Annotated in this window: 24 protein-coding genes and 1 tRNA gene; 13 read left to right on the plus strand and 12 right to left on the minus strand. The window is 68.7% G+C overall.

Going from position 1 to position 23796, the window contains the following annotated elements:
- Positions 1-153: 153 nt before the first annotated feature.
- From N787_RS01895 to N787_RS01905, 3 genes are read right to left on the minus strand one after another with little or no spacing between them, the layout of a single operon-like run.
- Complete coding sequence (locus N787_RS01895; protein ID WP_034210372.1) at positions 154-2544, minus strand: TOTE conflict system archaeo-eukaryotic primase domain-containing protein; 2391 nt, start codon at positions 2542-2544, stop codon at positions 154-156.
- A complete protein-coding gene (locus tag N787_RS01900; protein WP_034210373.1) occupies positions 2534-3868 on the minus strand; it encodes a type II toxin-antitoxin system HipA family toxin in 1335 nt (444 codons plus the stop codon). Before N787_RS01900 ends, N787_RS01895 begins: the two co-directional genes overlap by 11 nt.
- A gap of 3 nt (positions 3869-3871) precedes the next feature.
- A complete protein-coding gene (locus N787_RS01905; RefSeq protein WP_084590572.1) occupies positions 3872-4120 on the minus strand; it encodes a helix-turn-helix domain-containing protein in 249 nt (82 codons plus the stop codon).
- A gap of 303 nt (positions 4121-4423) precedes the next feature.
- Here N787_RS01905 and N787_RS01910 point away from each other — a divergent pair, with 303 nt between their 5' ends.
- Positions 4424-5488, plus strand: a complete 1065-nt coding sequence (locus N787_RS01910) for a hypothetical protein (protein ID WP_034210374.1) — start codon at positions 4424-4426, stop codon at positions 5486-5488.
- Positions 5489-5657: 169 nt separating this feature from the next.
- Here N787_RS01910 and N787_RS01915 read toward each other — a convergent pair.
- Positions 5658-5733: transfer RNA gene (locus N787_RS01915), tRNA-Phe, on the minus strand.
- 194 nt (positions 5734-5927) lie between these two features.
- Here N787_RS01915 and N787_RS01920 point away from each other — a divergent pair.
- Positions 5928-6383, plus strand: coding sequence for a DUF6491 family protein (locus tag N787_RS01920; protein WP_156968872.1), 456 nt, complete (start codon positions 5928-5930; stop codon positions 6381-6383).
- Between the two features lie 58 nt (positions 6384-6441).
- Here N787_RS01920 and N787_RS01925 read toward each other — a convergent pair whose 3' ends face one another.
- From N787_RS01925 to ftsY, 4 genes are read right to left on the minus strand one after another with little or no spacing between them, the layout of a single operon-like run.
- On the minus strand, positions 6442-6714 hold the full coding sequence (locus N787_RS01925; RefSeq protein WP_034210377.1) for an oxidative damage protection protein: 273 nt from the start codon (positions 6712-6714) through the stop codon (positions 6442-6444).
- Positions 6711-7751: an A/G-specific adenine glycosylase gene (gene mutY / locus N787_RS01930; protein WP_245593938.1), complete on the minus strand. Its 1041-nt coding sequence runs from the start codon at positions 7749-7751 to the stop codon at positions 6711-6713. Before mutY ends, N787_RS01925 begins: the two co-directional genes overlap by 4 nt.
- Complete coding sequence (locus tag N787_RS01935) at positions 7744-8955, minus strand: AsmA family protein (RefSeq protein WP_034210379.1); 1212 nt, start codon at positions 8953-8955, stop codon at positions 7744-7746. Before N787_RS01935 ends, mutY begins: the two co-directional genes overlap by 8 nt.
- Positions 8955-10028: a signal recognition particle-docking protein FtsY gene (ftsY, locus tag N787_RS01940; RefSeq protein ID WP_245593939.1), complete on the minus strand. Its 1074-nt coding sequence runs from the start codon at positions 10026-10028 to the stop codon at positions 8955-8957. Before ftsY ends, N787_RS01935 begins: the two co-directional genes overlap by 1 nt.
- A 56-nt stretch (positions 10029-10084) precedes the next feature.
- Between ftsY and rsmD the strand changes: the two genes are divergently transcribed.
- The 9 genes from rsmD to N787_RS01985 all read left to right on the plus strand — a co-directional run bounded on the left by rsmD (position 10085) and on the right by N787_RS01985 (position 17069).
- Complete coding sequence (gene rsmD / locus N787_RS01945; protein WP_034210381.1) at positions 10085-10711, plus strand: 16S rRNA (guanine(966)-N(2))-methyltransferase RsmD; 627 nt, start codon at positions 10085-10087, stop codon at positions 10709-10711.
- Positions 10708-11205: a pantetheine-phosphate adenylyltransferase gene (gene coaD, locus N787_RS01950; RefSeq protein ID WP_034210382.1), complete on the plus strand. Its 498-nt coding sequence runs from the start codon at positions 10708-10710 to the stop codon at positions 11203-11205. Before rsmD ends, coaD begins: the two co-directional genes overlap by 4 nt.
- Before the next feature lie 25 nt (positions 11206-11230).
- Positions 11231-11734 (plus strand): hypothetical protein, encoded by a 504-nt coding sequence (locus N787_RS01955; RefSeq protein ID WP_034210383.1) that lies wholly within the window; start codon positions 11231-11233, stop codon positions 11732-11734.
- Positions 11735-11780: 46 nt separating this feature from the next.
- Entirely contained in the window at positions 11781-12038 is a 258-nt protein-coding gene (locus N787_RS01960) for a YfhL family 4Fe-4S dicluster ferredoxin (protein WP_034210384.1), read from the plus strand.
- A gap of 35 nt (positions 12039-12073) precedes the next feature.
- Positions 12074-13732 (plus strand): gamma-glutamyltransferase, encoded by a 1659-nt coding sequence (ggt, locus tag N787_RS01965; protein ID WP_052575049.1) that lies wholly within the window; start codon positions 12074-12076, stop codon positions 13730-13732.
- 91 nt (positions 13733-13823) lie between these two features.
- Positions 13824-14714: an MBL fold metallo-hydrolase gene (locus tag N787_RS01970; protein ID WP_034210386.1), complete on the plus strand. Its 891-nt coding sequence runs from the start codon at positions 13824-13826 to the stop codon at positions 14712-14714.
- 10 nt (positions 14715-14724) lie between these two features.
- Positions 14725-15141, plus strand: a complete 417-nt coding sequence (locus N787_RS14175) for a DUF4920 domain-containing protein (RefSeq protein WP_052575040.1) — start codon at positions 14725-14727, stop codon at positions 15139-15141.
- A gap of 58 nt (positions 15142-15199) precedes the next feature.
- Positions 15200-16606: an alkaline phosphatase PhoX gene (locus N787_RS01980; RefSeq protein ID WP_052575041.1), complete on the plus strand. Its 1407-nt coding sequence runs from the start codon at positions 15200-15202 to the stop codon at positions 16604-16606.
- Between the two features lie 67 nt (positions 16607-16673).
- Positions 16674-17069, plus strand: coding sequence for an MAPEG family protein (locus N787_RS01985; protein ID WP_034210389.1), 396 nt, complete (start codon positions 16674-16676; stop codon positions 17067-17069).
- A 95-nt stretch (positions 17070-17164) separates the two neighbouring features.
- On the opposite strand, the gene N787_RS01990 is transcribed toward N787_RS01985, so the two are convergent.
- The 4 genes from N787_RS01990 to N787_RS02005 are packed head-to-tail and all read right to left on the minus strand — an operon-like array spanning position 17165 to position 20818.
- Positions 17165-17485: an EF-hand domain-containing protein gene (locus N787_RS01990; RefSeq protein WP_034210391.1), complete on the minus strand. Its 321-nt coding sequence runs from the start codon at positions 17483-17485 to the stop codon at positions 17165-17167.
- A complete protein-coding gene (gene rlmM / locus N787_RS01995; RefSeq protein ID WP_034210392.1) occupies positions 17475-18521 on the minus strand; it encodes a 23S rRNA (cytidine(2498)-2'-O)-methyltransferase RlmM in 1047 nt (348 codons plus the stop codon). The genes N787_RS01990 and rlmM overlap by 11 nt, the downstream gene beginning before the upstream one ends.
- A complete protein-coding gene (locus N787_RS02000; RefSeq protein WP_034210394.1) occupies positions 18511-19068 on the minus strand; it encodes a nucleoside deaminase in 558 nt (185 codons plus the stop codon). The genes rlmM and N787_RS02000 overlap by 11 nt, the downstream gene beginning before the upstream one ends.
- A 1-nt stretch (position 19069) precedes the next feature.
- Positions 19070-20818, minus strand: a complete 1749-nt coding sequence (locus N787_RS02005; RefSeq protein ID WP_034210396.1) for a glutamine--tRNA ligase/YqeY domain fusion protein — start codon at positions 20816-20818, stop codon at positions 19070-19072.
- Positions 20819-20956: 138 nt separating this feature from the next.
- Between N787_RS02005 and N787_RS02010 the strand changes: the two genes are divergently transcribed.
- Positions 20957-23137, plus strand: coding sequence for a diguanylate cyclase (locus N787_RS02010; protein ID WP_169742271.1), 2181 nt, complete (start codon positions 20957-20959; stop codon positions 23135-23137).
- 8 nt (positions 23138-23145) lie between these two features.
- The gene (locus N787_RS02015; protein WP_034210443.1) at positions 23146-23796 is read left to right on the plus strand and encodes a glutathione S-transferase family protein; all 651 of its coding nucleotides are present in this window, start codon (positions 23146-23148) and stop codon (positions 23794-23796) included.

Consider the following 23796-nt stretch of genomic DNA (forward strand, 5'->3'; position numbering starts at 1 on the left):
TTTATTGATACCCGCGCTGGATCGTGCTGCTGGCGGTGGCCTCGCTGGTTTGCCGCGGGCTGCCCGGGTGAATTCGCCGGAATCAGGATCCGAACAAGTTCCGCCGGATGCGATTGCCGTTGTCGCCGGCATCGCAGGGCCAGCCCTCTCACTTCAAGAGAGCATGCCCTGTACCGGGGCCGACCCGGATTCCGGCGCGAGTTCGTATCCCATGGATCGATATCCACGCTGGCGTTTTTCCCACATGCGCAGAAGGGCTGGGTGGCCGCTATCGACGAAATCCAAGATGCGCACACTGACCTTTCCCAAATGCTCGCGATGCAGCCTGCCCGCGTACTGTTGCAGGGTGCCCTTCCACGAGATCGGCATTGCCAGCACGAGCGTGTCTAGTGGCGGATGGTCGAAGCCCTCGCCGACAAGTTTGCCCGTGGCGAGCAAAGCGCGCGGGGAATCGGAGGGGAGGGCATTCAGCGCATCGAGCAGGGCCCCGCGCGCTTTCTTCGACATGCGTCCGTGCAGGCAGAAGAGATTCGGAATCCGGTCCTTCAATGCAGACTCGATGCTTGCCAGATGATCGAAGCGTTCGGTCAAAAGCAGTACCTTCCGTCCATGTTGGACGGCCTTCTCGACCTCGTCGGCGATTGCCGCAGTGCGCCGCTGATTGGATGCCAGGTGGAGGAACACATCCTGGATGCCGGCTGTCTCCGGCAACTCGATCCTTTCGTGTCTGCAAACAGGTACGACGTCGAGCTGCGAAGGTGCGTTCTCCTGGCGTGCGGCGGTATGCCGGATCGGGCCGCACTGCATGAAGATGATCGGGTGTTGGCCATCGCGACGCTGCGGTGTCGCAGTCAGGCCGTGAACATATCGGGCCCGGATGCGCTTCAGGATTAGCTCAAAGGAAACCGCCGACAGGTGGTGGCATTCATCCACGATGACCTGACCGTAGTTCTCGACTAGGGCACTGATCTCACCCTTCCTTGAGATCGACTGCATGACGGCTATGTCGACGAGGCCCGTGGGCTTGGCCTTCCCGCCACCGACCACACCGACGACGCCCTTTCCGACGCCGAGGAAGGACTGCAGGCGTTCCTGCCACTGGCGAAGTAACTCGGTGCGGTGAACGAGTACCAGTGTATTGACGCCACGACGCGCGATCAGAGCAGCTGCAGTCACGGTCTTGCCGAAGGCGGTAGGCGCGCACAGCACGCCATCGTCGTGGGCAATCAATGCCGTCAGCGCAGTCTCTTGGTCAGGTCGAAGCGCACCATGGAAACTCACGTCCAGCGGACTGCCCAGGTAGCGCTCATCCTGCAGTACGCACTCGATTCCGTTGTTGCGCAGCAACGTCACGGCAGCATCTAGGCATCCGCGCGGCAATGCGATATGTCTTGCGTGATTCTCGGCGCAGCCAATGATTCTGGGTTTGTCCCACACCGGAAAGCGCATAGCCTGCGCTTTGTAGAAATCGGGATTCTGGAATGCCGCCAGGCGGATCAGCCGATTGGCCAACGGTGGGGTCAGTGCACTCTTTTCGACATAAATGAGGTTGGCGAGTGTGAGGGTGAGCGAGGCAGGCAAGTCCCCGGGAACCCTCGAGTCATTGGGTCTTCGACGCTTCCACGGCGTCGACGCCTCGTCGTCGTCAACTTCCTGGACGTCGAGTGGGTGCACCCCGCCCGTGGCTCGGAGGATGGTTGGCTCCACATCGGAGGGAGACAGGGGGCGCATGGACGCCAGAAATGCCCATTGGTCTGGCCAGGGCTTGAACTCGTAATCCACGAATACACTGCAATCCTTGGCACGAGCCTGCTTCTGAAGTGGCAGCGCGATCAGGTTGCCGAATCCGCCCTTCGGCAGCGTGTCCTGGTTCGGGAAGATCCGATCATAGGAAGAGAACTTGAGCTGGTGGGTGCGCGCGCAGGCATGGCTGATGAGGGCGGTTCCCAGTCGGCGGGCATCTCGAGCGGGCAACGCCGCTTCAAAGAAGATCCAGGCATGAGCGCCATTTCCCGACCGGGATATCTCCAGGGCTGCAGGGACGTCCAGTTCGCGGCATGATTCCATGAACGCCGCTGAATCCTCTCTCCATTGTTCCTCGTCGAGGTCCACCGCAAGGAATCGGCAGGTATCATCGGCGAGCAGCGGATAGACGCCGATGACGTGGCGGCCCGTCAGGTGGTCGTAGATCACCTGGTCGGTCAGCGGTAGGAGCTTCCGGTTCGGGCACTCCGAGCACTTGATGCGGGGCTTTTCGCAAACGCCCGGTTTCCACTCGTTGGCACAGGCGGGCGCGTAACCGGATTTCCCCGCCTTGCTCTCCCAGCGAACCGGATAGACGTCCGTGCGTCCGCCGAACAGGCGGCGAAACATCGCGATCTTCTCGTCGGTGCTGAAATCCGCAGGGACCGTCGTGGTCTCGGTTGTGCATTGCGGCGCTGCCTGGTCGGGAGCTCGCCATTCAATGCCGTGAGCGTCCAGCAACGCGGACAGTCTCGAGTTCTCTGCAAGTAGGCTGGCGAGGGAGTCCCGATCAGCGGACATCGTCCAGCTTCCTCGCTGCGGCGCTCATCCCCGCAAAGATGGCGTCCGCGACGTTTGCTGGAAATGTTGTCGGTAGGGATGCCGTGACCTTCTCGATTGCCGTCGGCGTACTTGCCACGAGTTCGTCGATCATCCCCTGAGCGATGTCCTCGGAGATACCGCAGGCGCGCGCGGTGCTGATCCAGTGTCGGCGAAGGATGCGGTTCCATTCGTAGTGACGGTTCTGTCCCGAGGCTGCCATCGCCATACGCGCCCGTTCCGGGGCAAGTTGGTTGGTGCCGCGACCGAGGATCGGGTATGCCGACAGTACATCGTAGAGCGGTGTCAGTCGGTAACGACCCTGAGGCTCGATTGCGAGGCTGAAGTTCTTCGCGTGACCATCGGTGGCACAGAGCAGCCAGAAAACGAGCTGCGCCTTGAAAAACGTCAGCCGGTCGGCCGCGGCATCCTGCGCTCCCAGCAGCAGGTCGAGGATGGACTTGATGCCTGGTCCGCCATCGGCTTCGTATTTGACTGCCGGAGGGACGCCGAGTGCCTGGCAGCAGTCTTCCTGGGGCAAACGGAGCCAGTGCGTTCCCGCCTGGGCCATTCGGCGATCAAAGCGCTCGACGATCAGTGCCTTCTGGTCTTCGAAGACCGCGATCTCGCAAACCGCGACGGGTAGGCCAAAGGCCGCAACGATTTGTGCGCAGAGCCACTCGTTCTCAACCGACGTCGTGAAGTCCGCCTGCATGTTGCCGACTCGGCCGAGCGGCAGCTTGAAGATGTGCGTGGTGGGCGTTGCGCCGAGCGGTCGATGCCAGCTGCTTTCGTGCCGAAGTAGGGCTGTCTTCTCCTGCGCGCCAGCCAGCGAGATGCGGAAGTCGTCGTAGTCGTGCTGGCCCGGAAAGGCGGCGGTCGGCGTGCCGCGCAGAAGCCGTGCGACATCGGCATCCGTGAGTGTCTCGCCGTCGATGCGGTCCAATCCCGTCGGGGCCATGTCCATGGGAAGCAGTTGCACGGCCCCGACGCAGTCCCGCCCGATCTCGGCCAACAAGTCGAAGGCGCGCGTCGAGGCGGAATGGAAACGGGTCTGGATGCGGCGGCGAATATCACGGTTGTCGGGAAGCAGGTTGTCGAAGAAGGATTCGACAATTTCGTCCCGGTAGGGAATTCCGGAGGGTTGCAGCGGCATCGAAAGCGACAAAGGTCTGGATGCCGGCGCGTCCAGCCAGCTTTCCTCATATGCGAAGGTGTGCGCGTTGTTTGTTCCCAGCGTCCAGGTGCCGACGCGCTCGGCATTCATCCAAACCGCCAGCTGTTGGGTCTTGCGCGGGCGAGGCATCCGCTACCACTCCGAATCCGTCGGAGACTGCGGGCTCGCCTTCGGCTGCAGGACGAGTTCTAGGCCGAGGGCGGACAGCAACTTATAAAGGCTGCCGACGCTGCCCCTTTCTGGATCCGACTCGAACGCGGAAATCGTCTTGGGGAGTAATCCGACCAGGGCAGCTGCCTGCTTCTGGGTCAGCTTGCTGGCTTGGCGCTGGCCTCGCAGCACCGTGGCTAGCTGTTCGGGAGTCTGGGCGCGCAGCATCATGAGCTATCCCCTGCAGGGTATCGATACGAAATATACCTCGCAGGGTATACGCTGTCAATATCCCCTGCAGGGTTCTGGAGTGAGCCTCGCTTTTAGGCCTGAGTTGAAGCAGGAGAAGGGAACGAGGCTAGCCAGCCCGCATCAGGGGGTGGCGCCCAATGGCAGGGCATTGCGACGCTATCGGAAGGCTTGTTTTCGCTGGTGTATTCAGCTCGCGCACGCAGACCCTTGAATGAGCAAGGCCGTTGTGTGGTCTACCGCCGGCCTTTTTTACCAACCGACTGATCGGGCTAGGATTGACGCATGGACGACGAATTCTGGAAGCGCCACCTGGAAGAAACCGCGCGGTTTGCCCGCTTGGCCGACCCCTTGCGGGAGTTCAAGGCCCTCCAGAGTCCAATCCTCCGGGCCCAAGAGCAGCTTGTGGCCCTTTGTCGCGACCCGTTGGAGGACGTTCGGGCGCAGATGAAGGCGCTGACCGACCCACTCGAACAGCTGCCGGCATGGGTGAAGGACAACTACGGTCGCGATGCGTTCGCCAAGCAGCTGCAGGCGTTCACCGCCCCATTCGACCAGGTTGCCGACCAGCTCAAGGCCGCAAATGGACAGGATGCGATTGCCGAGCAGATCAAGGCTCTGCTGGAACCATTCAATGGTGCCCAAGCTTGGATCAAGGCGTTTCGATCTGAAGAAGAAGACCGCCTACGCCAGTGGTCAACGATGCTCGACGACTTCGCCCGGCAACTACGGGACTTGCCGGACGAGGTACGTGGGCAGCTGGCGGTGCTCATGGACCAAGGATGGTGCCTCGATCCCGAGATGCCGCACACGTGGGGGCGGGATCTGGTCGCAACCTTCCAAGAGGGCGAGAACGATGAGGCGCAGCAGTGGCTGATCGATTACTTCAAGGGGCGTGTGGATGAGATCGAACAGATCCTAGTCAAACGGCATCCTAATCGTAGTGCGGTCATTGCAGATGCGTTCCAGGCGCACCGGGAGCGCCGCTACCACTTGAGTATCCCGGTGTTGCTGGCCCAAGCTGATGGAGTTATCCATGATCGACACCAGCGGCAGCTGTTTTCCAAGAAGCGCACCGCCAACCTTATGGAGGTGTTGTCGGGTCTGCCAGAAGATGACATGCGTGCGATCTTCATAGCCGCGTTCTATGTCGATATCCCGCTGACCCGCAACACACAGCTGCTGCCCGACGGCTTCGATGGCTTGAACCGCCACGCAGTTTTGCACGGTACCGATCCAAACTATGGGACCGAGATCAATAGCCTACGGGCGGTGTCGATCCTGAACTTGGCCTCTTACTTGGTTGCCGAGGAAGTTGAGGTCACTACAACGGTTGATTACGCGCCATGAGCCTGACTAAACGACTGTCGGGTTCGACATTGAACTTCCTGAGGTCGATGTAGAGACATTCAGGGACCAGGCCACTTGTGAAATTTTTTGAAACGGGCACCGAACGGGCACCGATCTGGATCTGAAAAATAAAAAGGGGCTGCGATTTCTCGCAACCCCTTGTTTTGTATGGTGGCCGAGGACGGAATTGAACCGCCGACACGGGGATTTTCAATCCCCTGCTCTACCAACTGAGCTACTCGGCCAGGATTTGGCTGGCATGCGCACCGGGCGGGCCCGGGCGAGCGGCGAATCATAGCGGAAGCCGGCTGGCCGGGGCAAGCCGGTTCAGGGGCCTAAATTCCTGATGAACGCCAGGCCGGGGGCGGGGACGCATCGGCCGGGACCGGGGTTAGGGTAGGGACGTGGCCCGCTTGGGGGCCGAACAAGGAGCTGTGCAATGTCCGTCCGTCCCGTGCTTGCCGCCATGACCGCCGCCCTCGTGATCGCCTTCGCTTCCCCGGCCATGGCCCGGGAATCCAAGGAAGAGCGCGAGGCCCGCTACGCCGAGAACCTCGAGCTGGCCCGCGCCCATGCCGGCGAACCGGTCGAGGCGGTCCGCTTCCTCAACGAGCCCTACAAGTTCGACGTGCTGGGCAACCACCACCTGCTGGTGTGGCAGAACCAGCGCACCGCCTGGCTGGTCGACCTCAAGCAGGACGCGGGCTGCCGCTACATGGCCAACTCGCTGTCGATCAGCATCGACATGGTCAATGAGTTCCGGACGATGGACACCAGCCACGGCTACATCGTTGGCGGCAACGGCGAGCGCTGCAAGATCGAAGGCCTGCGCAAGGTCGACGTCGTCGCCATGCGCGCCGCCCGCGAGAGCGCCCGCAACGACAGCGCCAGCTGATCCCGGCGGACTGCCCCGAGGCACCGAGGCCCGCGCCGAAAGCGCGGGCCTCTCGTTTTCAGGCCTCGGGCGGCACGTAGCCGGCCGGCTTCTCGGCGCCGCCGCCGAACAGGAACTTCTCCATCTCGCCCTCGAGGAAGGCCCGGTGCTTGGGATCCATGGGCGAGAGGCGGTTCTCGTTGATCAGCATGGTCTGGTGCGCCAGCCACTGCTGCCAGGCCTCCCGGCCGATGTGTTCGAACACGCGCTTGCCCAGCGCGCCGGGCCAGGGCACGAAGGCCAGGCCCTCGCTGTCGCGCTGGAGTTTTTCGCAGAAAACGGTACGGCTCATGGCGTCAGGCTTCCCAGTAGTTTCTTGACGGGGGCGGGCAGGCCCACCTCGTGCAGGCGGTCGAGCGGCTGCCAGCGCAGTCCGGCATCCGCGCTGGTCGCGGCGGCGGGCTCGGCCACGCGCCAGCCCATCGGCTCGATGTGCAGGCGGTAGTGGCTGAAGGTGTGCTCGATCAGCGGCAGCGGCTCGGCGGCGTCGAAATCGAGCGCATGCGGGCGCAGGAAATCGCGGGCCTCGTCGTGGCTGCCGGCCTCGGGCAGCGACCACATCCCGGACCACACGCCGGTGTCGGGGCGGCGCGCCAGCAGCACGTGGCCGCGCGCGTCGCGCAGCAGCAGCATCAGCGTGCGGCGCTCGGGCAGCGGCTTGCCGGGCTTGGCTTCGGGCAGCTGGTCGACGCGGCCCTCGCGCCGGGCCACGCAGTCGTCCTGCAGCGGGCAGAGCACGCAGGCCGGGTCGTGGCGGGTGCACAGCGTGGCGCCGAAATCCATGATCGCCTGCGTGTAGTCGGCGAGGCGCGCCTCGGGCAGGTGCTGTTCGGCCAGCGTCCACATCTGCTTTTCCACCGGGCCGCTGCCGGGCCAGCCGCCGATGCCGTGGAAGCGCGCCAGCGTGCGCTTCACGTTGCCGTCGAGGATGGGGAAACGGTCGCCGTGCGCCTGCGCCAGGATCGCGCCGGCGGTGCTGCGGCCGATGCCGGGCAGGGCGGCCATCGCTTCGAAATCGCGCGGCAGGTCGCCGCCGTGCTGCTCCACGCACGCGCGCGCAGCCTTGTGCAGGTTGCGGGCGCGGGCGTAGTAGCCAAGGCCTGCCCACAGCGCCAGCACGCGGTCGGTGTCGGCGGCGGCGAGGTCGGGCAGGGTGGGCAGTTCCTGCAGGAAGCGCAGGTAGTACGGGATCACCGTCTGTACCTGCGTCTGCTGCAGCATGATCTCCGACAGCCACACGCGGTAGGGCGTGCGCGGGTGCTGCCAGGGCAGGTCGTGGCGGCCGTCGCGGTCGAACCACTGCAGCAGGCGGTGCGCGAACTCACTCATCGCCGTCGCCATTTGTGGGAGGGACTTCAGTCCCGATGCCCTCGGCCATCGGGACTGAAGTCCCTCCCACAGGGGGGGCGTCGAGGGTGATGCGCACGCCTTCCAGCGTCGCGCCGCCTACTTTTAGCCGCGGCGTTTGCAGTTCGCCCGACAGCGGCGGCAGCGGGTTGGCGGCGTCGGCGTCCAGCCAGGCGAGCAGCTCGGGAACGACCAGCGTGGTCTCGAGCACCGTCTCGTCGCGGCGCAGCCGCAGCGCCAGCGGGGCGCTCGCGTCGGGCGGGCCGTCGTACCGCAGCGAGAAACCGAAAGCGGCGGTGGACGACGCCAGCGGCTCGGGCAGGGCCGGCCAGCCCTCGGGCCAGCGCGGCAGTTCGCCCTCGAGCTTCAGCGAGAGCGTATCGCCGAAGTCCACGCGGCCAGCGCCGTCTAGGTCGGGCAGCGGGGATTCGGAGCGCCACTTCAGCTGGTCGAAGGCGAACGACAGGGGCTCGCCGGTCGCGTCGAGCTTGCCGGCCAGCGCCAGCGTCCACGGCGCGTCGGTGTCGCCGCTGCGCAGGCGGCCATTGGCATCCAGCGAAAGGTCGGTCGCGGTACCGGCCGGGTCCGCGGCAATTCGGCCCGCGAAGACGATCTCGGTGCTGGCCTGCACGAAGCGGCCCGAGAGCTCGGCGCTCGCCGGCGAGTCCGGCACAAGCTCGGGCAGTTCCAGTGCGAACGATTCGATCGCCCATTCCGCACCGAGGAGGCGTCCGTCGCGCACCAGCAGCCCGTCCGTGAACGTGGGCAGTTCGAAGGGCGTGTTGGACGGCGGCCGCGAGGCCTGCCAAGACGCCAGCGCGGCCAGGTCCAGTTCGGGGCGCTGCAGTTCGACGCGCGTGATCACCAGCGCATCGCCGCCCGTCAGCGTGTCCCAGGGCAGCGAAACTTCCGCGCGCTCGGCGCGCAGGATCCAGGGCGCCGCGGCGCCGGGCTGGCGAACCTTGAGGCCGGGCAGCACCAGCCGCGGCTCCGGCCGCAGCGCGTACTCGGGCGTGCCTTCGATCATGAACTCCAGCCCCAGCGCCTCGCCGGCGCGCGCCAGCACGGTGGCGGTGAGCCGGTTCGGTTCGAGCTGGCGGTTGACCCAGGTCGCGGCCAGCCCGGCCAGGACGACGAAGGCCGCCAGGATCCAGGGCCAGCGGCGCTTGCGCGGCGCGTCCGCCATCAGTCCCCGAGCGTGCCGGGCAGCAGCGCGTCCACGAAACCCTCGGGATCGAACACGCGCAGGTCCTCGGGCTTCTCGCCCAGGCCGATGAAGCGGATCGGGATGCCGAACTCACGCGCCAGCGCGAACAGCACGCCGCCCTTGGCGGTGCCGTCGAGCTTGGTGACGACCAGGCCGGTCACGTTCACCGCGGCGTGGAACTGGCGCAGCTGGTTGAGCGCGTTCTGGCCGGTGGTGCCGTCGATCACCAGCAGCACTTCGTGCGGCGCGCGCGCATCCACCTTGCCCAGCACGCGGCGGATCTTGCCCAGTTCGGCCATCAGGCCGTGCTGGGTGTGCAGTCGGCCGGCGGTGTCGGCGATCAGCACGTCGACGCCGCGCGCCTTGGCGGCCTGCAGGCCGTCGAAGGCGACCGAGGCCGGATCGGCGTCCTGGCCCTGGGCGATCACGGCGACGTTGTTGCGCTCGCCCCAGATCTTGAGCTGCTCGACCGCGGCGGCGCGGAAGGTGTCGCCCGCGGCCAGCATCAGCGTGTGGCCGTCGAGCTGGAAGCGGCGCGCCAGCTTGCCGATGGTGGTGGTCTTGCCGACGCCGTTCACGCCGACGGTGAGGATGACGAAGGGCTTGGCCGCGGCGTCGATCTCCAGCGGCTTGGCCACCGGCTTGAGCATGGCCAGCAGGTCGTTGCGCAGCGCGGTCAGCAGCGCCTGGGCGTCGGCGAAATCGCGCGCCTTCATCCGCTTGCGCATGCGCTCGAGGATCTCGCGGGTGGCGGTGACGCCGACGTCGGCGGTGATCAGCGCGGTCTCGATCTCGTCGAGCAGGTCCTCGTCGAGCTTCGGGTTGCGCGAGAACAGCCCGCCCAGGCTGCGCGCGAACAGCGTGCCGCCCAGGGTGCCGCGCATGGCCTCGCGGCCCTCGGCGCGCTCGGCCTCGAGCCGGGCCTGCTTTTCCTCCTGGTGCACGGTGAACGCGCGGGCCAGGTCCTCCGGGCTGAAGCCCGAGCGCGCGGGCGCGTCGGCGGGCCTGGCCGGCTGGGGCTTCTCGGGTTTTTTCTTGAGGAAATCGAACATCGCGCTGCTTTCGCGGACAATGCGCGGATGTTACCACCCGGCCCCCGGACTCCCCGATGAACCCGCGCCCGCCCGGCTCCGTCCGCATCATCGCCGGCCACCTGCGTGGCTCGAAGCTCGCCGTGCCCGATCGCCCGGGCCTGCGCCCGAGCAGCGACCGCGTCCGCGAAACCCTGTTCAACTGGCTGCAGGCCGCCACGCCCGGCGCCCGGGTGCTGGACCTGTTCGCGGGCACCGGGGCCCTGGGCTTCGAGGCCGCCTCGCGCGGGGCCGCCGGCGTGCTGATGGTCGAGCGCGTCCCGGCCCTGGCCGAGGCCCTGCGCGCCAACGCCGCCCGGCTGAAGGTCGCCTCGGCCCGGGTCGAGGTCGCCGATGCCCTGGCCTGGCTGCAGCGCGCGCCGGGCGAGGCCTTCGACCTGGTCTTCGTGGACCCGCCCTTCGACGCCGGCCTGTGGGACCTGGCGCTGGCCCGGCTGGGGCCGTGGCTGGCGCCCGGGGCGTGGATCTACGTCGAAAGCCCGGTGAATGCGTCGCCTTCGGTGCCCGACGGCTGGCGCCTGCACCGGGAGGGCCGGACCCGCGAGGTCCGCTTCGCGCTGTTCCAGGCCGGGAACGGCCGGGCCGAAGCGTCCGCTGATACACTTGCCGGCGACTCCACTCCGCAGGGCGAAACCCCGGAATGACCCTGGCCCGAAACCGTGTCGCGCTCTACCCCGGCACCTTCGACCCGATCACCAATGGCCACATCGACCTGGTGGCCCGGGCTTCGTCGCTGTTCGACCGGGTCATCGTCGGCGTCGCCGAAAGCCCCGGCAAGGGCCCGGCCCTGCCGCTGGCCGAGCGCGTGGAGCTGGCGCGCCTGGCGCTGTCGGAGTTCGGCAACGTCGAGGTCGCCGGCTTCAATTCGCTGCTGGCCCACTTCGTGCACGAAGTGGGCGCCGGCGTGCTGCTGCGCGGCCTGCGCGCGGTCTCGGACTTCGAGTACGAATTCCAGCTCGCCAGCATGAACCGCCACCTGATCCCCGACGTCGAGACCCTGTTCCTGACGCCGGCCGAGCAACACAGCTTCATCTCCTCCAGCCTGGTGCGTGAAGTCGCGCGCCTGGGCGGCGACGTGTCCGGGTTCGTGCACCCGGCCGTGGCCAAGGCCTTGTCGGCCCGTTGGAAGCGTCCCTGAGACCCATTACAAGAGAGGCATCACCATGAACCGCATCCTTGCTCCGCTTGCCCTGCTGCTCTCGCTCACCCTGCTCGCCGGCTGCCAGAAGGAAGAAGAGGCCGCGCCGGCCCCGGCCGCGCTGGTCGCGCCCGCCGACGGCGACGACATGGCCTGGAAGGAATACCTGGGCAAGGTCGTGGCCCAGAACCAGGCCGGCGTCACCGACCGCATCTTCCCGTACTACCTGCCCAACAACAGCGACACGCTTACTGAGTCCGACCAGGACGGCCGCACCCAGTACGCGCGCCAGCTCGAGAACGTCAGCGCCGTCGTGGCGCGCACCGTGCTGCCGGGCAACATGCTCGCCTTCGGTTCGCCGGACAGCGCCAAGATGGCCGACCTGATCGTGGCCTCCTTCACCGGCGCCGAGCCGACCGCGCTCAAGGGCTCGATCGTGCTGTTCATCGGCACCCCGGCCGACAGCGAGCGCGTGAAGCCGGTGGTCGAGGCCTCGGGCGCGACCTACGTCTTCGTCGAAGCCAAGTGAGAAACGGCGCGCGTCCCGGCCCCGGCCGGGACGCGCGTGCAAGCCAATGTCCCTGCTGATCAACCAGCTCTGCATCAACTGCGACGTCTGCGCGCCGGCCTGCCCGAACGATGCGATCAGCCAGGGTGAAACGATCTACGTGATCGACCCGCGCCGCTGCACCGAGTGCGTCGGCCACCACGACGAGCCGCAGTGCGTCGTCGTCTGCCCGGTCGAGTGCATCGACCCCGACCCGGCCCATCCCGAATCCCACGAGCAGCTGCTCGCCAAATTGCTGAACCTGCAGCAGGAGTCCGCCGCGTGACCCGAGCCTTCCTCCTTGGCCTGCTTTTCCTGCCGATGCTGGCGCTGGCCGACGCGCCCGCCGCCAAGCCGCGCCAGGCCGCCATCGCCAGCGCCAACGCCTACGCCACCGACGCCGGCATGGAAGTGCTGGCCAAGGGCGGCAACGCCTTCGACGCCGCGGTGGCGGTCAGCGCCACGCTGGGCCTGGTCGAGCCGGAGAGTTCCGGCCTGGGCGGCGGCGGCTTCATGCTGCTGCACGTGGCCAGGGACCAGCGCGACGTGTTCGTGGATGCGCGCGAGCGCGCGCCGTTCGCCGCCACCCGCGACATGTTCCTGGACGCCGAAGGCAACGCCAACCGCCGCCTGTCGGTGGACGGGGCGCTGGCCGCGGGCATCCCCGGCCTGCCCGCGGGCCTGGAGCATCTCGCCAAGCGTTACGGAAAGCTGCCGCTGTCCGAATCGCTGGCGCCCGCCATCCGCCTCGCGCGCGAAGGCTGGAAGTTCGGCCCGAAGAACGCGGCGATGATGGGCTACCGGCGCGATGCGCTCGCCGCCAACGCCGGTGCGGCCAGGCTCTTCCTGCGCGACGGCCAGGTGCCGGCGCAGGGCACGCTGATGCGCAACGAGGACTACGCCCGCACGCTGGAAGCGATCGCGCGCGAAGGTGCGGACGGCTTCTACCGCGGCGCCAACGGTCGCCGGCTGGTGGCCGGCGTGCGCAAGGCCGGCGGCATCTGGACCGCGCGCGACCTCGAGGAATACCGCGTGGTCGAGCGCGAGCCGATCCGCATCCGCCACCGCGGCGTCGAGATCGTCACCGCGCCGCCGCCGTCCTCGGGTGGCGTCGCGCTGGCGACCATCTTCAACATCCTCGACGGCTACGACTATGCGGCGATGGGCAAGGTCGCGCGCACCCACCTGGTGGTGGAAGCGATGCGCCGCGCCTACCGCGACCGCGCGATCTACCTCGGCGACCCGGATTTCGTGCAGGTGCCGGTGCCGCTGCTGGTGGGCAAGGACTACGCCGCGGGCCTGCGCGCCGGCATCAACACCGAGCGCGCCACGCCCAGCGACATGCTGCCGGGCGTCACCGTGCCGCCCTCGCGCCCGGACACCACGCATTTTTCGGTGATCGACGCGGAGGGCAACCTCGCCGCCGTCACCCAGACCGTGAACCTGCCGTACGGCAACGCGGTGGTGGTGCCGGGCACCGGCTTCCTGCTCAACAACGAGATGGACGACTTCTCGGTGAAGCCGGGCGTGCCCAACGCCTTCGGCCTGGTCGGCGAGGACGCCAACGCGATCGCGCCGGGCAAGCGCCCGCTGTCTTCGATGACGCCGACCTTCCTGCTCGGCCAGGACCGGGTCGCTGTGCTGGGCACGCCGGGCGGCAGCCGCATCGTCACGATGGTGCTGCTGGGCCTGTTCGAACTGATGGAAGGCGAGGGCGCGCAGGCCACGGCCGATGCGCCGCGCTTCCACCACCAGTACCTGCCCGACCAGCTCTCGGCCGAGCCGGAAGCCTTCACCGCCGCCGAGATCGAGGCGCTCAAGGCGCGCGGCCACGCGGTGCAGGTCGGCGACCGCAGCTGGGGCAACATGCAGGTGGTGCTGTGGCGCCGCGACACCGGCGAAGTCGAGGCCGGCACCGATCCGCGCTGGAAGGGCGTGGGCAAGGGCACTTCCTCCGACGAGTCCGCCATCTACCGCTAGCCCCTGTAGGAGGGCCTTCAGGCCCGAAGCTTTTCGCCGAAAGGCTTCGGGCCTGAAGGCCCTCCTACAGGGAGAGGGAAGGAGTATCGCTATGAAGCTTTGGTCGATCATGGGTAACTCGCAGCGCCTCGACGGCGGCGCGATGTTCGGCAACGCGCCGCGGGCGATGTGGGCGAAGTGGGTCGCGCCGGACGAGCAGAACCGCATCCCGCTGGCCTGCCGCGCGCTGCTGGCCAGCCCGCTCAACGGCAAGACGGTGCTGTTCGAGACCGGCATCGGCGCCTTCTTCGAGCCGAAGATGCGCGAGCGCTACGGCGTGGTGGAATCGGAGCACGTGCTGCTGGAGTCGCTGGCCAAGGCCGGCTTCTCGCACGAGGATGTCGACGTGGTGGTGCTCAGCCACCTGCACTTCGACCACGCCGGCGGCCTGCTGGCACCGTGGAAGGAAGGCGAGGCGCCGTCGCTGCTGTTCCCCAACGCCACCTTCGTGGTCGGCGCCGAACACTGGCAGCGCGCGGTGGACCCGCATTCGCGCGACCGCGCCAGCTTCATCCCCGAACTCGCGCCGCTGCTGGAAGCCAGCGGCCGGCTCGAGCTCGTCGACGGCCCGCACTGCCGCGCGCTCGGCGACAGCGTCCGTTTCCACCTGAGCCAGGGCCACACGCCCGGCCTGCTGCTGGCCGAGATCGTCGGCGCGCCCGATGCGAGCGGCCAGCCGCACGGCGGCCTGGTGTTCTGCGCCGACCTGATCCCGGGCCGGCACTGGGTGCACGTGCCGATCACGATGGGCTACGACCGCTTCCCCGAGATGGTCATCGACGAGAAGCGTGCCTTCCTCGAGGACAAGCTCGCCCGCAACGTGCACCTCTACTTCACCCACGACCACGAGTGCGCGCTGGCGCAGGTGACGAAGGACGAGAAGGGCCGTTTCGGCACCACCCACGAAGTCGCCGAGCTGTCGGCGCGATCCCTGGCCGCCTGAGGACACCCCGATGAAGACGATGCTGAGCCTGTGGCTGCTGTGCGCCGCCCCCGTTGCCCTCGCCGCGAACTACGGCGAGCCGATGCCCGCCGGCGAACCGGTGGCGATCTCGGCCGCCGCCGCCGACCCCGCCGCGCACGCGGACGCGCCCGCCAAGTTCAGCGGCCGCATCACCCAGGTCTGCCAGAAGAAGGGCTGCTGGGTCGTGCTCGAGGACGAGGGCAGCAGCGCCCGCGTGATGGCCAAGGACCACGGCTTCGAAGTGCCCAAGGACGCCAGCGGCCGCGCCGTGGCCTACGGCCAGCTGCAGATGGAGCCGATCAGCGAAGAGCACGCCCGCCACCTGGTGGAAGACGACGGCGCCGCGGCGCCGGCCGAGCGCGAGCTGCGCATCGTCGCCACCGCGATCTACATCCCTGAAGCCTGAGCGTCATACCGGCGGGCGATGATGGTCCGCTGGATTCCAGCTGATCAGGGAGAGGGTTTTGGCTGAGGACATCGAGGCGCCGCGCATCAGCCGCCGGCGCCTGCTCAAGGGCGGGCTGGGCCTGGGCGTGACGACCGCGCTGGGCCTGGGCCCGGTGGGCAAGCTGATGGCGCAGGCCGGCAGCGGCCTGGGTATATCCGCCGGTTACGGCCCGTTGGCGCCGGTGGCCGACCGCGCCACCGGCCTCCCGCTGCTGCAGCTGCCGGCGGGCTTCGAATACGTGAGCTTCGCCTGGACCGGCGAGGAAATCGCGCCCGGCCAGGCCTGCCCGCGCAAGCACGACGGCATGGGAGTGGTGCGGGCCGACGGCGACATCGTCACCTTGGTGCGCAACCACGAGATCACCGAGGACCCGGGCGGTAGCTTCGCGCCGGCCTCGGCCACCTACGATCCTGACTGCCGCGGCGGTACCGTGACACTGCGCTTCGACACTGCGCGCGGCGCCTTCGTCGATGCGCGGCCGTCGCTCTCGGGCACCCTGGTTAACTGCGCCGGCGGCACCACGCCCTGGGGCAGCTGGCTGTCGTGCGAGGAGATCGTGCTCGACCGGGGGCAGGTGGTCGAAGTGGAAGGGCAGGAGTACACGATCCAGCACAGCCACGGTTTCATCTTCGAGGTGCCCGGCGACGGCCTGTCCAATGCCGAGCCGCTGATGGCCATGGGCCAGATGAAGCACGAGGCGGCCTGCGTGGACCCGCGCGACGGCATCGTCTACCTCACCGAGGACCACAAGCCGTTCGCGGGCTTTTATCGGTTCATCCCTAGGGTCCAGGGCGAACTGGCCCGCGGCGGCCGCTTGCAGATGCTGGCCGCCGAGGGCGTGCGCGACCTGCGCAAGGGCCGCCGCGTGGGTGAGCGGCTGCGTGTGCGCTGGGTGGACATCGACGAACCCACCCGCGGCTGCGATGCCGACGGTGGACCGGGCGGCCTGGTGCGCCAGGGCCTGGCCAACGGCGGCTCGGCCTTCATCCGCCTCGAGGGCGTGGTGGTCGCCGATGAGCGCGTGTACTTCACATCCACTAGCGGCGGCGACGCCGAATGTGGCCAGCTTTGGGCCTACCACCCGCGCGCGGGGCTGCTCGAGCTGGTGTTCGAGTCGCCGGGGCGCGACGTGCTCGATTATCCCGACAACATCATCGCCAGCCCGCGTGGCGGCCTGGTGATCTGCGAGGACTCCGACCAGCCGGTGCAGCGCCTGTATGGCCTCGACCGCGACGGCGGCCTGTTCGAGTTCTGTCGCAACAACGTGCAGCTGGATGGGCACCGGGGCTTTAGCGGAGACTTCCGCGAAGAGGAATGGGCGGGTGCCTGCTTCTCGCCGGACGGCCGCTGGCTGTTCGCCAACGTCTACGCGCCGGGCTTCACGGTGGCGATCACGGGTCCCTGGCGCAACGGGCTGATCTGAGCCCGGGATTGCGGTCGCCGGGGCCGCCATCGGATCATGCTGGCCACGCCCACCGGATGCACCGACGATGATCACCCTTCTTTACGCCGCGCTTTGCACCCTGCTGGTCCTGTTCCTGGCCGGGCGCGTGATGGCGTTCCGCGTCAAGCACAAGGTCGGCCTGGGCGATGGCGGCCACGGCGAGCTCAACCGGCGCGTGCGCGCGCACGCCAACGCCGTCGAGTACCTGCCGCTGGCGCTGATCCTGCTCGGCGGCATGGAGCTCAACGGCTACTCGGACGCGGTGATCCATGCCTTCGGCGCGACGCTGCTGGTCTCGCGCCTGCTGCACGCCTGGGGCCTGAGCCGCAGCGCCGGCACCAGCCCGGGCCGCTTCCTCGGCACGCTGCTCACGCTGCTGCTGATGATCGCGATGGCCCTCTTCGCCATCCACGGCTTCATCACCCAGCTTTCGGCGGGGTGATTTTTCAGACGCGGATTAACGCGGATAAACGCGGATAGAGCAGAGAAAAGATCGAGATTCTTTTGCCCTATCCGCGTTAATCCGCGTCTAGAGAATCAGCGGCGGGGTGGGGCGAGGAGTTCGGCGGGGGTGAGGTGGCCGTCGCCGTTGGCGTCCTGGCGGTGGAACTGCGCGGTGAAGCGCTCGTGGTGTTCGGCCAGCGTGATCGTGGGCGCGTTCGGGATGTGCTGCTCGCCGGGCTCGAGCACGTCGTTGAGGTTCGCGTCCATCTGCCGGAACGCGAAGCTCATGCGCTCGAGGAATTCCGGCAGCGAAACCCGCCCGTCGCCATCGGTGTCCACCTGCGCGAAGTAAGCGTCCGTCGCCGCGACCGGCGCGGCGAGCAGCAGCACGAGCAGGGCGAGGCTAGCCCGCATACACCGTGATCTCTTCGCGGTCGTGGTAGAGCTGCTTCGCGCGCAGCGTCAGCGGCCGGCCGGCGTGGTCGACGAAATGCTGCAGGCAGTCGCGGGTCTCGTCCCAGCGCTTCTTCATCGGCAGCTTGAGGTTGAAGATCGCGTGCTTGCACCAGCCCTCGCGGAACCAGGTGGCCATGCGGTCGGCGACCTTGCGCGGCGACTCAACCATGTCGCAGACCATCCAGTCCAGCGGCTTGGGCGGCTGCCAGCGGAAACCGTCGGCGCGGATGTGCTCGATCACCGGCATGTCCAGCGCGCTCTGCGCCATCGGGCCGTTGTCCACCGAGAACACGCGGATGTGCTGGCGCGCCAGCACCCAGCTCCAGCCGCCGGGCGCGGCGCCCAGGTCGGCGGCGAACATGCCGGGCTTGATGAACTCGGCGCGCTCCTTCTCGGTCAGCAGCATCATCAGCGCTTCCTCGAGCTTGAGCGCCGAGCGGCTGGGCGCGTCGGCGTGCGCCCGCAGGCGCGGCACGCCCAGCGGCCAGGGCGAAGCGTCCTTCGGGTCGGCGCTGCCGAGCATCGCGTGGTCGCCGGCCAGCATCAGCACGTGCAGCCGCGGCAGCCGGAGGTCTTCCTTCTCGGTGATCAGGCCGCGCTGGCGCAGGGCGGGGCGCAGCGCGTTGCCGAAGGAGCGCGCCAGGCCGGCGAGCTGCTTGCCTTCGTCGGAATCGGGGTGTTCGACCCAGACGTCGCCGTGGCGGCCGCGGCCGCCGAGCGCGTCCATGATCGGCGCGATGCGGTCCTTCGGGTCCATGCCCGGCAGGTCGGCGAGCAGGCGCAGCTTCTGGCGCGCGAAGATCAGGGTGGACCAGGGCAGCGCCTTCGCCAGCCCGGCGCCGTCCTCCACGCCGAGGAACTGCACGTAGCCGGAGTTGCGCTCGGTGCGGGCATAGCCCGGGAAGCCGGCGATCGCGGCGCGTTCGCTCAGTTCGGCGGCGAGCTCGGGCTCGAAGCCGGGGCGGCAGTAGGCCAGCAGGCCGTCAGTAGACAAGTCCGGATTCCCCGTAGTCGCGCAGCACGTCGCGCGCGTGGTCGCGCATCAGGTCGGTGTGCACGGCGATGCCGCGCTTCTCGAGTTCGCCCTTCCAGTCGGCGGGCAGCGGGCCTTCGTCGAAGCCGGCCAGCGTCTGCACGTCGTCGGCGCGCGCCGCGATCAGCAGTTCGTCGATGCCGGCCCAGATCAGCGCGCCGTAGCACATGCTGCAGGGCTGGGCCGAGGTGGCGAGCGTGATGCGGCCACCGGCCTGGTTCAGGCGGAAGCTCTGCACGCGCTGCTGGCTGGTGGTCAGCGCCATCACCTCGGCGTGCGCGGCCGAGCAGTTGTGCGGCACCACGCGGTTCACGCCGACGCCGATCAGGCGGCCTTCCTCGTTGAACACGGCGGCGCCGAACGGACCGCCGCTGCGGTGGTCGACGTTGCGGCGCGAGAGCTGGATCGCCAGCGCGATGCGGCTGTCGGTGTCCGGATAGCGCCGCTGGGCGTCCACTTCCTCGTGGACCCAGGCCGGCAGGGTGAGGTGCAGCTGCGCGTACAGCACGTCAGGCGCCGCCCTTCGCGGCCCAGGTGTCGCGCAGGGTGACGGTGCGGTTGAACACCGGCGCGGCCGGCGCGTGGTCGCGGCGGTCGGCGGTGAAGAAGCCGAGGCGCTCGAACTGCACCGGCGCTTCCGGCGCCAGCGTCGCCGCCGACGGCTCGAGCCAGCCGCGCACGGCGCGCACCGAATCCGGGTTCAGGTAATCGCGGTAGGTCTTGCCGGCCTCGTCCTTGTCCGGGTCGGGCACGCTGAACAGGCGGTCGTACAGGCGCACTTCGGCGGCGACCGCGGTGGCGGCGGCGACCCAGTGGATGGTGCCCTTGACCTTGCGGTTGGCGCCTTCCATGCCGGCGCGCGATTCGGGGTCGAGCGTGCAGCGCAGTTCGACGATCGTGTCGCCGTCCTTCACCACCTCGTCGCAGCGGACGATGCCGACGCCGCGCAGGCGCACTTCGCCGCCGGGCACCAGGCGGTGGAAGCCCTTGGGCGGCACCTCCATGAAGTCCTCGCGCTCGATCCAGACCTCGCGCGAGAACGGCACCGCGCGCTCGCCGAAGGCCGGGTCCTTGGGATGGTTGGCGAACACCAGCGACTCGGCGTGGCCTTCCGGCAGGTTGGTGACCACCAGCTTCACCGGGTCGATCACCGCCATGCGGCGCGGCGCCGCGGCGTCCATGACTTCGCGGATGCAGCCCTCGAGCACCGAGAAGTCGATCAGCGAGTTCTGCTTGCTGATGCCCACGCGGTCGGCCAGCAGGCGCAGCGCCGCCGGCGGGCAGCCGCGGCGGCGCAGGCCCTGCAGGGTCGGCAGGCGCGGGTCGTCCCAGCCGTTCACCAGGCCCTCGTCCACCAGCGCGAGCAGCTTGCGCTTGCTCATCACGGTGTAGTTGATGTTCAGGCGCGAGAACTCGATCTGGCGCGGCTTGGCGGCCGGCACGGCGAAGCCCGCGTCCACCAGCGGCTGGTACAGGTGCGGGTTGCGCACCAGGTCGACGTGGTCGACGCACCAGTCGTACAGCGGGCGGTGGTCCTCGAACTCCAGCGTGCACAGCGAGTGCGTGATGCCCTCCAGCGCGTCGCTCAGGCAGTGCGCGTAGTCGTACATCGGGTAGATCGGCCAGGCGTTGCCGGTGTTCTGGTGCTCGACGTGCTTGATGCGGTAGATCGCCGGGTCGCGCAGGTTGATGTTACCGCTGGCCATGTCGATCTTGGCGCGCAGGGTGCGGGCGCCGTCGGGGAATTCGCCGGCGCGCATGCGCGTGAACAGGTCGAGGTTCTCGGCGACGCTGCGCTCGCGGAACGGCGAGTTTCGGCCCGGCTCGGTCAGCGTGCCGCGGTACTCGCGCACCTGCTCGGCGTTGAGGTCGCAGACATAGGCCTTGCCGTCCTCGATCAGCTTGATCGCGCTGCGGTAGAACACTTCGAAGTAGTCGGACGCATGGCGCAGCTCGGCCCACTCGAAGCCGAGCCAGCGCACGTCTTCCTTGATGGCCTCGACGTACTCGGGGTCTTCCTTGGCCGGGTTGGTGTCGTCGAAGCGCAGGTTCACCGGCCCGCCGAACTCGCGGCCGATGCCGAAGTTCAGGCAGATCGACTTGGCGTGGCCGATGTGCAGGTAGCCGTTGGGCTCGGGCGGGAAGCGGGTGCGGACCGCGGCGTGCTTACCCGAGGCCAGGTCCTCGCGGATGATCTGGCGGATGAAGTCGTTCTTCTCCGGCGCGGTGGCGTCGGTGGGGGCGGGCGTGGCGGTCATGCGTCCGGGGATGGCTGGCTGGGGTCGCCCAGTTTACCGGCTCGGGCGCCCCGGCGTTCCCGGGCTGAACGCAGGGGCCGGGGCGAGTATAGAATCGGGCGGGCCGGGGGGCGCCAAGACCACATGGGGAGTTCGAGCTTGCGTTACTTGCCGGCGTTCCTGATCGCGAGCCTCCTGGCCCTGTGGCTGTCGGCAGCGCCCGCGCGGGCCGCCGCCCCGGCGCCGGCGCTAGACCTGGCGGTGATGGAAACGCCGGTGGGCACCACGCTGGACGACATCCTCACGGGGCGCGCCCAGCCCGGATTCACGCCGGTGCTGACGCCCGGCTTCTCGTTCCAGGCCCGCCCCGACCGCGACCTCTGGGTGCGCATCCGCACCGAACTGCCCGAAGCGGGCGGCACCGACTGGCGGCTCGCCATCGTCCGCGCCCCGCTGGACCGGATCCAGCTGAAGCTGCTGCCCGACGCCCGCGTGGTGGCGGAGGAGAGCTTCTTCCACGCGGCCGGGGACGACAATCCGTGGCCGGCGAATTTCCTGCTGCCGCTGCCGGCCGAACTGGCGGGCAAGAGCGAGTTCTACCTGCAGCTGCAGGGCAAGGTGAACGGCGGGCTGCACCTGCGGCTGCAGGACGCCGCCACCGCCCGCGCGTCGGAAGCGCAGGCGCGCCGGTTCTTCCGCTTCACCTACGGCGTCCTGCTGCTGGTGGCGGTGCTGTCGCTGGTGCGCCACGTCGAGGACAACCGGTCCGGGGCGCCGGCGGTCGGCGGCGCCGCGCTGGGCATCTGGCTGGCCTGCCTCGGCATCAACGGCCACCTGTACTCGCTGCCGGAGTTGTCCCTGCTGGCCGATCGCGGCGCGACGGTGCCGCAGGCCCTGCTGCTGCTCTGCGCCGGGCCGATGGTGCTGGCCACGCGCTACTACAGCGGCCTGGGCAAGGCCGCGCCCGGCCTGGTGCCCTGGGCCCGCGGACTGGGCTGGGGCCTGGTGCTGCTCGCGCTCTGGGGCATGCTGGGCGGGGTGCTGACGCCGCTGGCCACGCAGTGGCTGGCCTGGGTTGGCAACGGCGTGGCGCTGACGGCCTGCCTGGTGATGCTGCTGATGGATTCGCGCAGCTACCGCTGGGCGCCGCTGCTCACGCTGCTCGGCGCGGCGGTGGCGGTGCTGCTGCGGGTGCTGGCCGATGCCCAGGTGCTGGCGCCGACGCTGTTCAACCTCTATGGCTGGCAGCCGATGCTGGCCGCCACCGTGGCGCTGTACCTGGCCCTGCCGTGGATCCGCGCCCGGCTGCAGCGCTGGGCCATCCGCAAGCGGGCCGAGGCGCCCGAGCCGACCGCCGCCGAGAAGATCCAGCTGGCCCGCGAGCGCCTGGTCGAAAGCCTGCAGGCGGGCCTGAAATCGGCGGCCGACGGCGACCTCAAGTGGATCGCGTTCCGGCGCCTGCTCGATGGCCTCAAGCCCGTGCTCAGCCAGACCTCGGCGGCGGTGGTGGCGATGCATTTCCACGGCGAGGACCTCATGCAGGTGGAGCCGCCCTCGGCCGAAGGCCGCTACCGCGAACTGCTCGCCCAGCGCACGACCCTGCTCAAGAACCTCAGCCGCCTGCGCGCCCCGCAGCAGCTGGGCATCGATTTCGACGGGCCGGTGGGTCCGCTCGGCCAGGTGCAGCTGGCGGTGATCCCGCTGCCGATCCCGAAGCCGGGCTGGGGTGCGCTGCTGATCGAGCGCCAGGCCGACGTGACCTACAGCGACGCCGAGCTGGCGCTGTGCGCCGAGTTCGCCGCGGTCGCGATCATGGCCGGCGAAGAGGCCGCCGGCGCGGTGAAGGCGCAGAAGTCGGCCGAAACCGATCCGGCCACCGGCGTGCTGCGGGTCGAGGCCCTGCGCCAGCGGCTGGACAAGCACATGGAGACCGCGCGCCTCAAGCAGACCCCGCTCAGCCTGCTCTGCATCCAGCTCGACCAGGCGGCCGCGCTGCGCGAGGGCAGCGGCGAGGTCGGCGCCACCGCCGGCCTGCGCCCGGTGGCCGAGCTGCTGTTGGAGGAAATCGAGTATGGCGACGTGATCGGCCGCTCGGGTCCCGATGGTTTCCTGGTGCTGGCGCCCGGCCGCAAGCTGCTGCAGGCGCGCGATTACGCCGAGCGCCTGCGTGCCGCCATCAGCCGGCTCCGCATCGACCCGCGCATCGCGCCCAGCCTCAGCGTCAGCGTCGGCGTCGCCCAGGCCGGTCCCGACGAACGCGACCCCGCCGGCATCCTCGAGCGCGCCGCCCGCGCCGCCCAGATCGCCAACAAGAACGGCGGCAACCAGATCTTCAACTGAGGCGCCCGATGTCCACCACGCTCGTGATCGGCAACAAGAACTACTCGTCCTGGTCGCTGCGGCCCTGGCTGCTGCTGCGGCACGCCGGCGTGTCCTTCGACGAGGTGCGGCTGCCGCTCGATACGCCGGAGTTCCGCGATCAGGTCGGGCGATGGTCGCCCAGCCGGCGGGTGCCGGTGCTGCATGACGGCGAGCTGGCGGTCTGGGATTCGCTGGCGATCTGCGAGTACGCCAACGAGCGCTGGCTCGCCGGCGAAGGCTGGCCGGCCGATGCGGCGGCCCGCGCCGTCGCGCGCAGCGCCGCGGCGGAAATGCATTCGGGCTTCGGGGCGCTGCGCGCCCAGCTGCCGATGAACCTGCGCCGGCAGCCGCGCGGCAAGCACTGGGATGCCGACGCCGACCGCGACATCGCCCGCGTGCAGGGGCTTTGGCGCGAGCTGCGCAGCCGGTTCGGCGCGGGCGGGCCCTTCCTCTGCGGGCGCTTCGGCATCGTCGATGCGATGTTCGCGCCGGTCTGCGTTCGCTTCCGCGGCTACGGCGTCGAGTGCGACGACACCGCGCGCGCTTTCATGGATGCGATTTTCGCGCTGCCGGCGATGCAGGAGTGGGAAGCCGCCGGCCTGGCCGAAACCGAGCGCGTCGGCGCGGACGAGGCCTGA

It is taken from the genome of Arenimonas metalli CF5-1 (assembly GCF_000747155.1).
GTDB classification, from domain to species: domain Bacteria; phylum Pseudomonadota; class Gammaproteobacteria; order Xanthomonadales; family Xanthomonadaceae; genus Arenimonas; species Arenimonas metalli.

Coding starts and splice junctions, on each gene's coding strand:
- N787_RS01985 (WP_034210389.1), top strand. CDS start 16,674: ATGATCACCCTTCTTTACGCCGCGCTTTGCACCCTGCTGGTCCTGTTC.
- ftsY (WP_245593939.1), bottom strand. CDS start 10,028: ATGTTCGATTTCCTCAAGAAAAAACCCGAGAAGCCCCAGCCGGCCAGG.
- N787_RS01900 (WP_034210373.1), bottom strand. CDS start 3,868: ATGCCTCGCCCGCGCAAGACCCAACAGCTGGCGGTTTGGATGAATGCC.
- N787_RS02005 (WP_034210396.1), bottom strand. CDS start 20,818: ATGACCGCCACGCCCGCCCCCACCGACGCCACCGCGCCGGAGAAGAAC.
- coaD (WP_034210382.1), top strand. CDS start 10,708: ATGACCCTGGCCCGAAACCGTGTCGCGCTCTACCCCGGCACCTTCGAC.
- N787_RS01970 (WP_034210386.1), top strand. CDS start 13,824: ATGAAGCTTTGGTCGATCATGGGTAACTCGCAGCGCCTCGACGGCGGC.
- N787_RS01895 (WP_034210372.1), bottom strand. CDS start 2,544: ATGTCCGCTGATCGGGACTCCCTCGCCAGCCTACTTGCAGAGAACTCG.
- N787_RS01910 (WP_034210374.1), top strand. CDS start 4,424: ATGGACGACGAATTCTGGAAGCGCCACCTGGAAGAAACCGCGCGGTTT.
- ggt (WP_052575049.1), top strand. CDS start 12,074: ATGCTGGCGCTGGCCGACGCGCCCGCCGCCAAGCCGCGCCAGGCCGCC.
- N787_RS14175 (WP_052575040.1), top strand. CDS start 14,725: ATGAAGACGATGCTGAGCCTGTGGCTGCTGTGCGCCGCCCCCGTTGCC.
- N787_RS01990 (WP_034210391.1), bottom strand. CDS start 17,485: ATGCGGGCTAGCCTCGCCCTGCTCGTGCTGCTGCTCGCCGCGCCGGTC.
- N787_RS01935 (WP_034210379.1), bottom strand. CDS start 8,955: ATGGCGGACGCGCCGCGCAAGCGCCGCTGGCCCTGGATCCTGGCGGCC.
- N787_RS01905 (WP_084590572.1), bottom strand. CDS start 4,120: ATGATGCTGCGCGCCCAGACTCCCGAACAGCTAGCCACGGTGCTGCGA.
- N787_RS02015 (WP_034210443.1), top strand. CDS start 23,146: ATGTCCACCACGCTCGTGATCGGCAACAAGAACTACTCGTCCTGGTCG.
- N787_RS01955 (WP_034210383.1), top strand. CDS start 11,231: ATGAACCGCATCCTTGCTCCGCTTGCCCTGCTGCTCTCGCTCACCCTG.
- N787_RS01960 (WP_034210384.1), top strand. CDS start 11,781: ATGTCCCTGCTGATCAACCAGCTCTGCATCAACTGCGACGTCTGCGCG.
- rsmD (WP_034210381.1), top strand. CDS start 10,085: ATGAACCCGCGCCCGCCCGGCTCCGTCCGCATCATCGCCGGCCACCTG.
- mutY (WP_245593938.1), bottom strand. CDS start 7,751: ATGAGTGAGTTCGCGCACCGCCTGCTGCAGTGGTTCGACCGCGACGGC.
- N787_RS01920 (WP_156968872.1), top strand. CDS start 5,928: ATGTCCGTCCGTCCCGTGCTTGCCGCCATGACCGCCGCCCTCGTGATC.
- N787_RS01925 (WP_034210377.1), bottom strand. CDS start 6,714: ATGAGCCGTACCGTTTTCTGCGAAAAACTCCAGCGCGACAGCGAGGGC.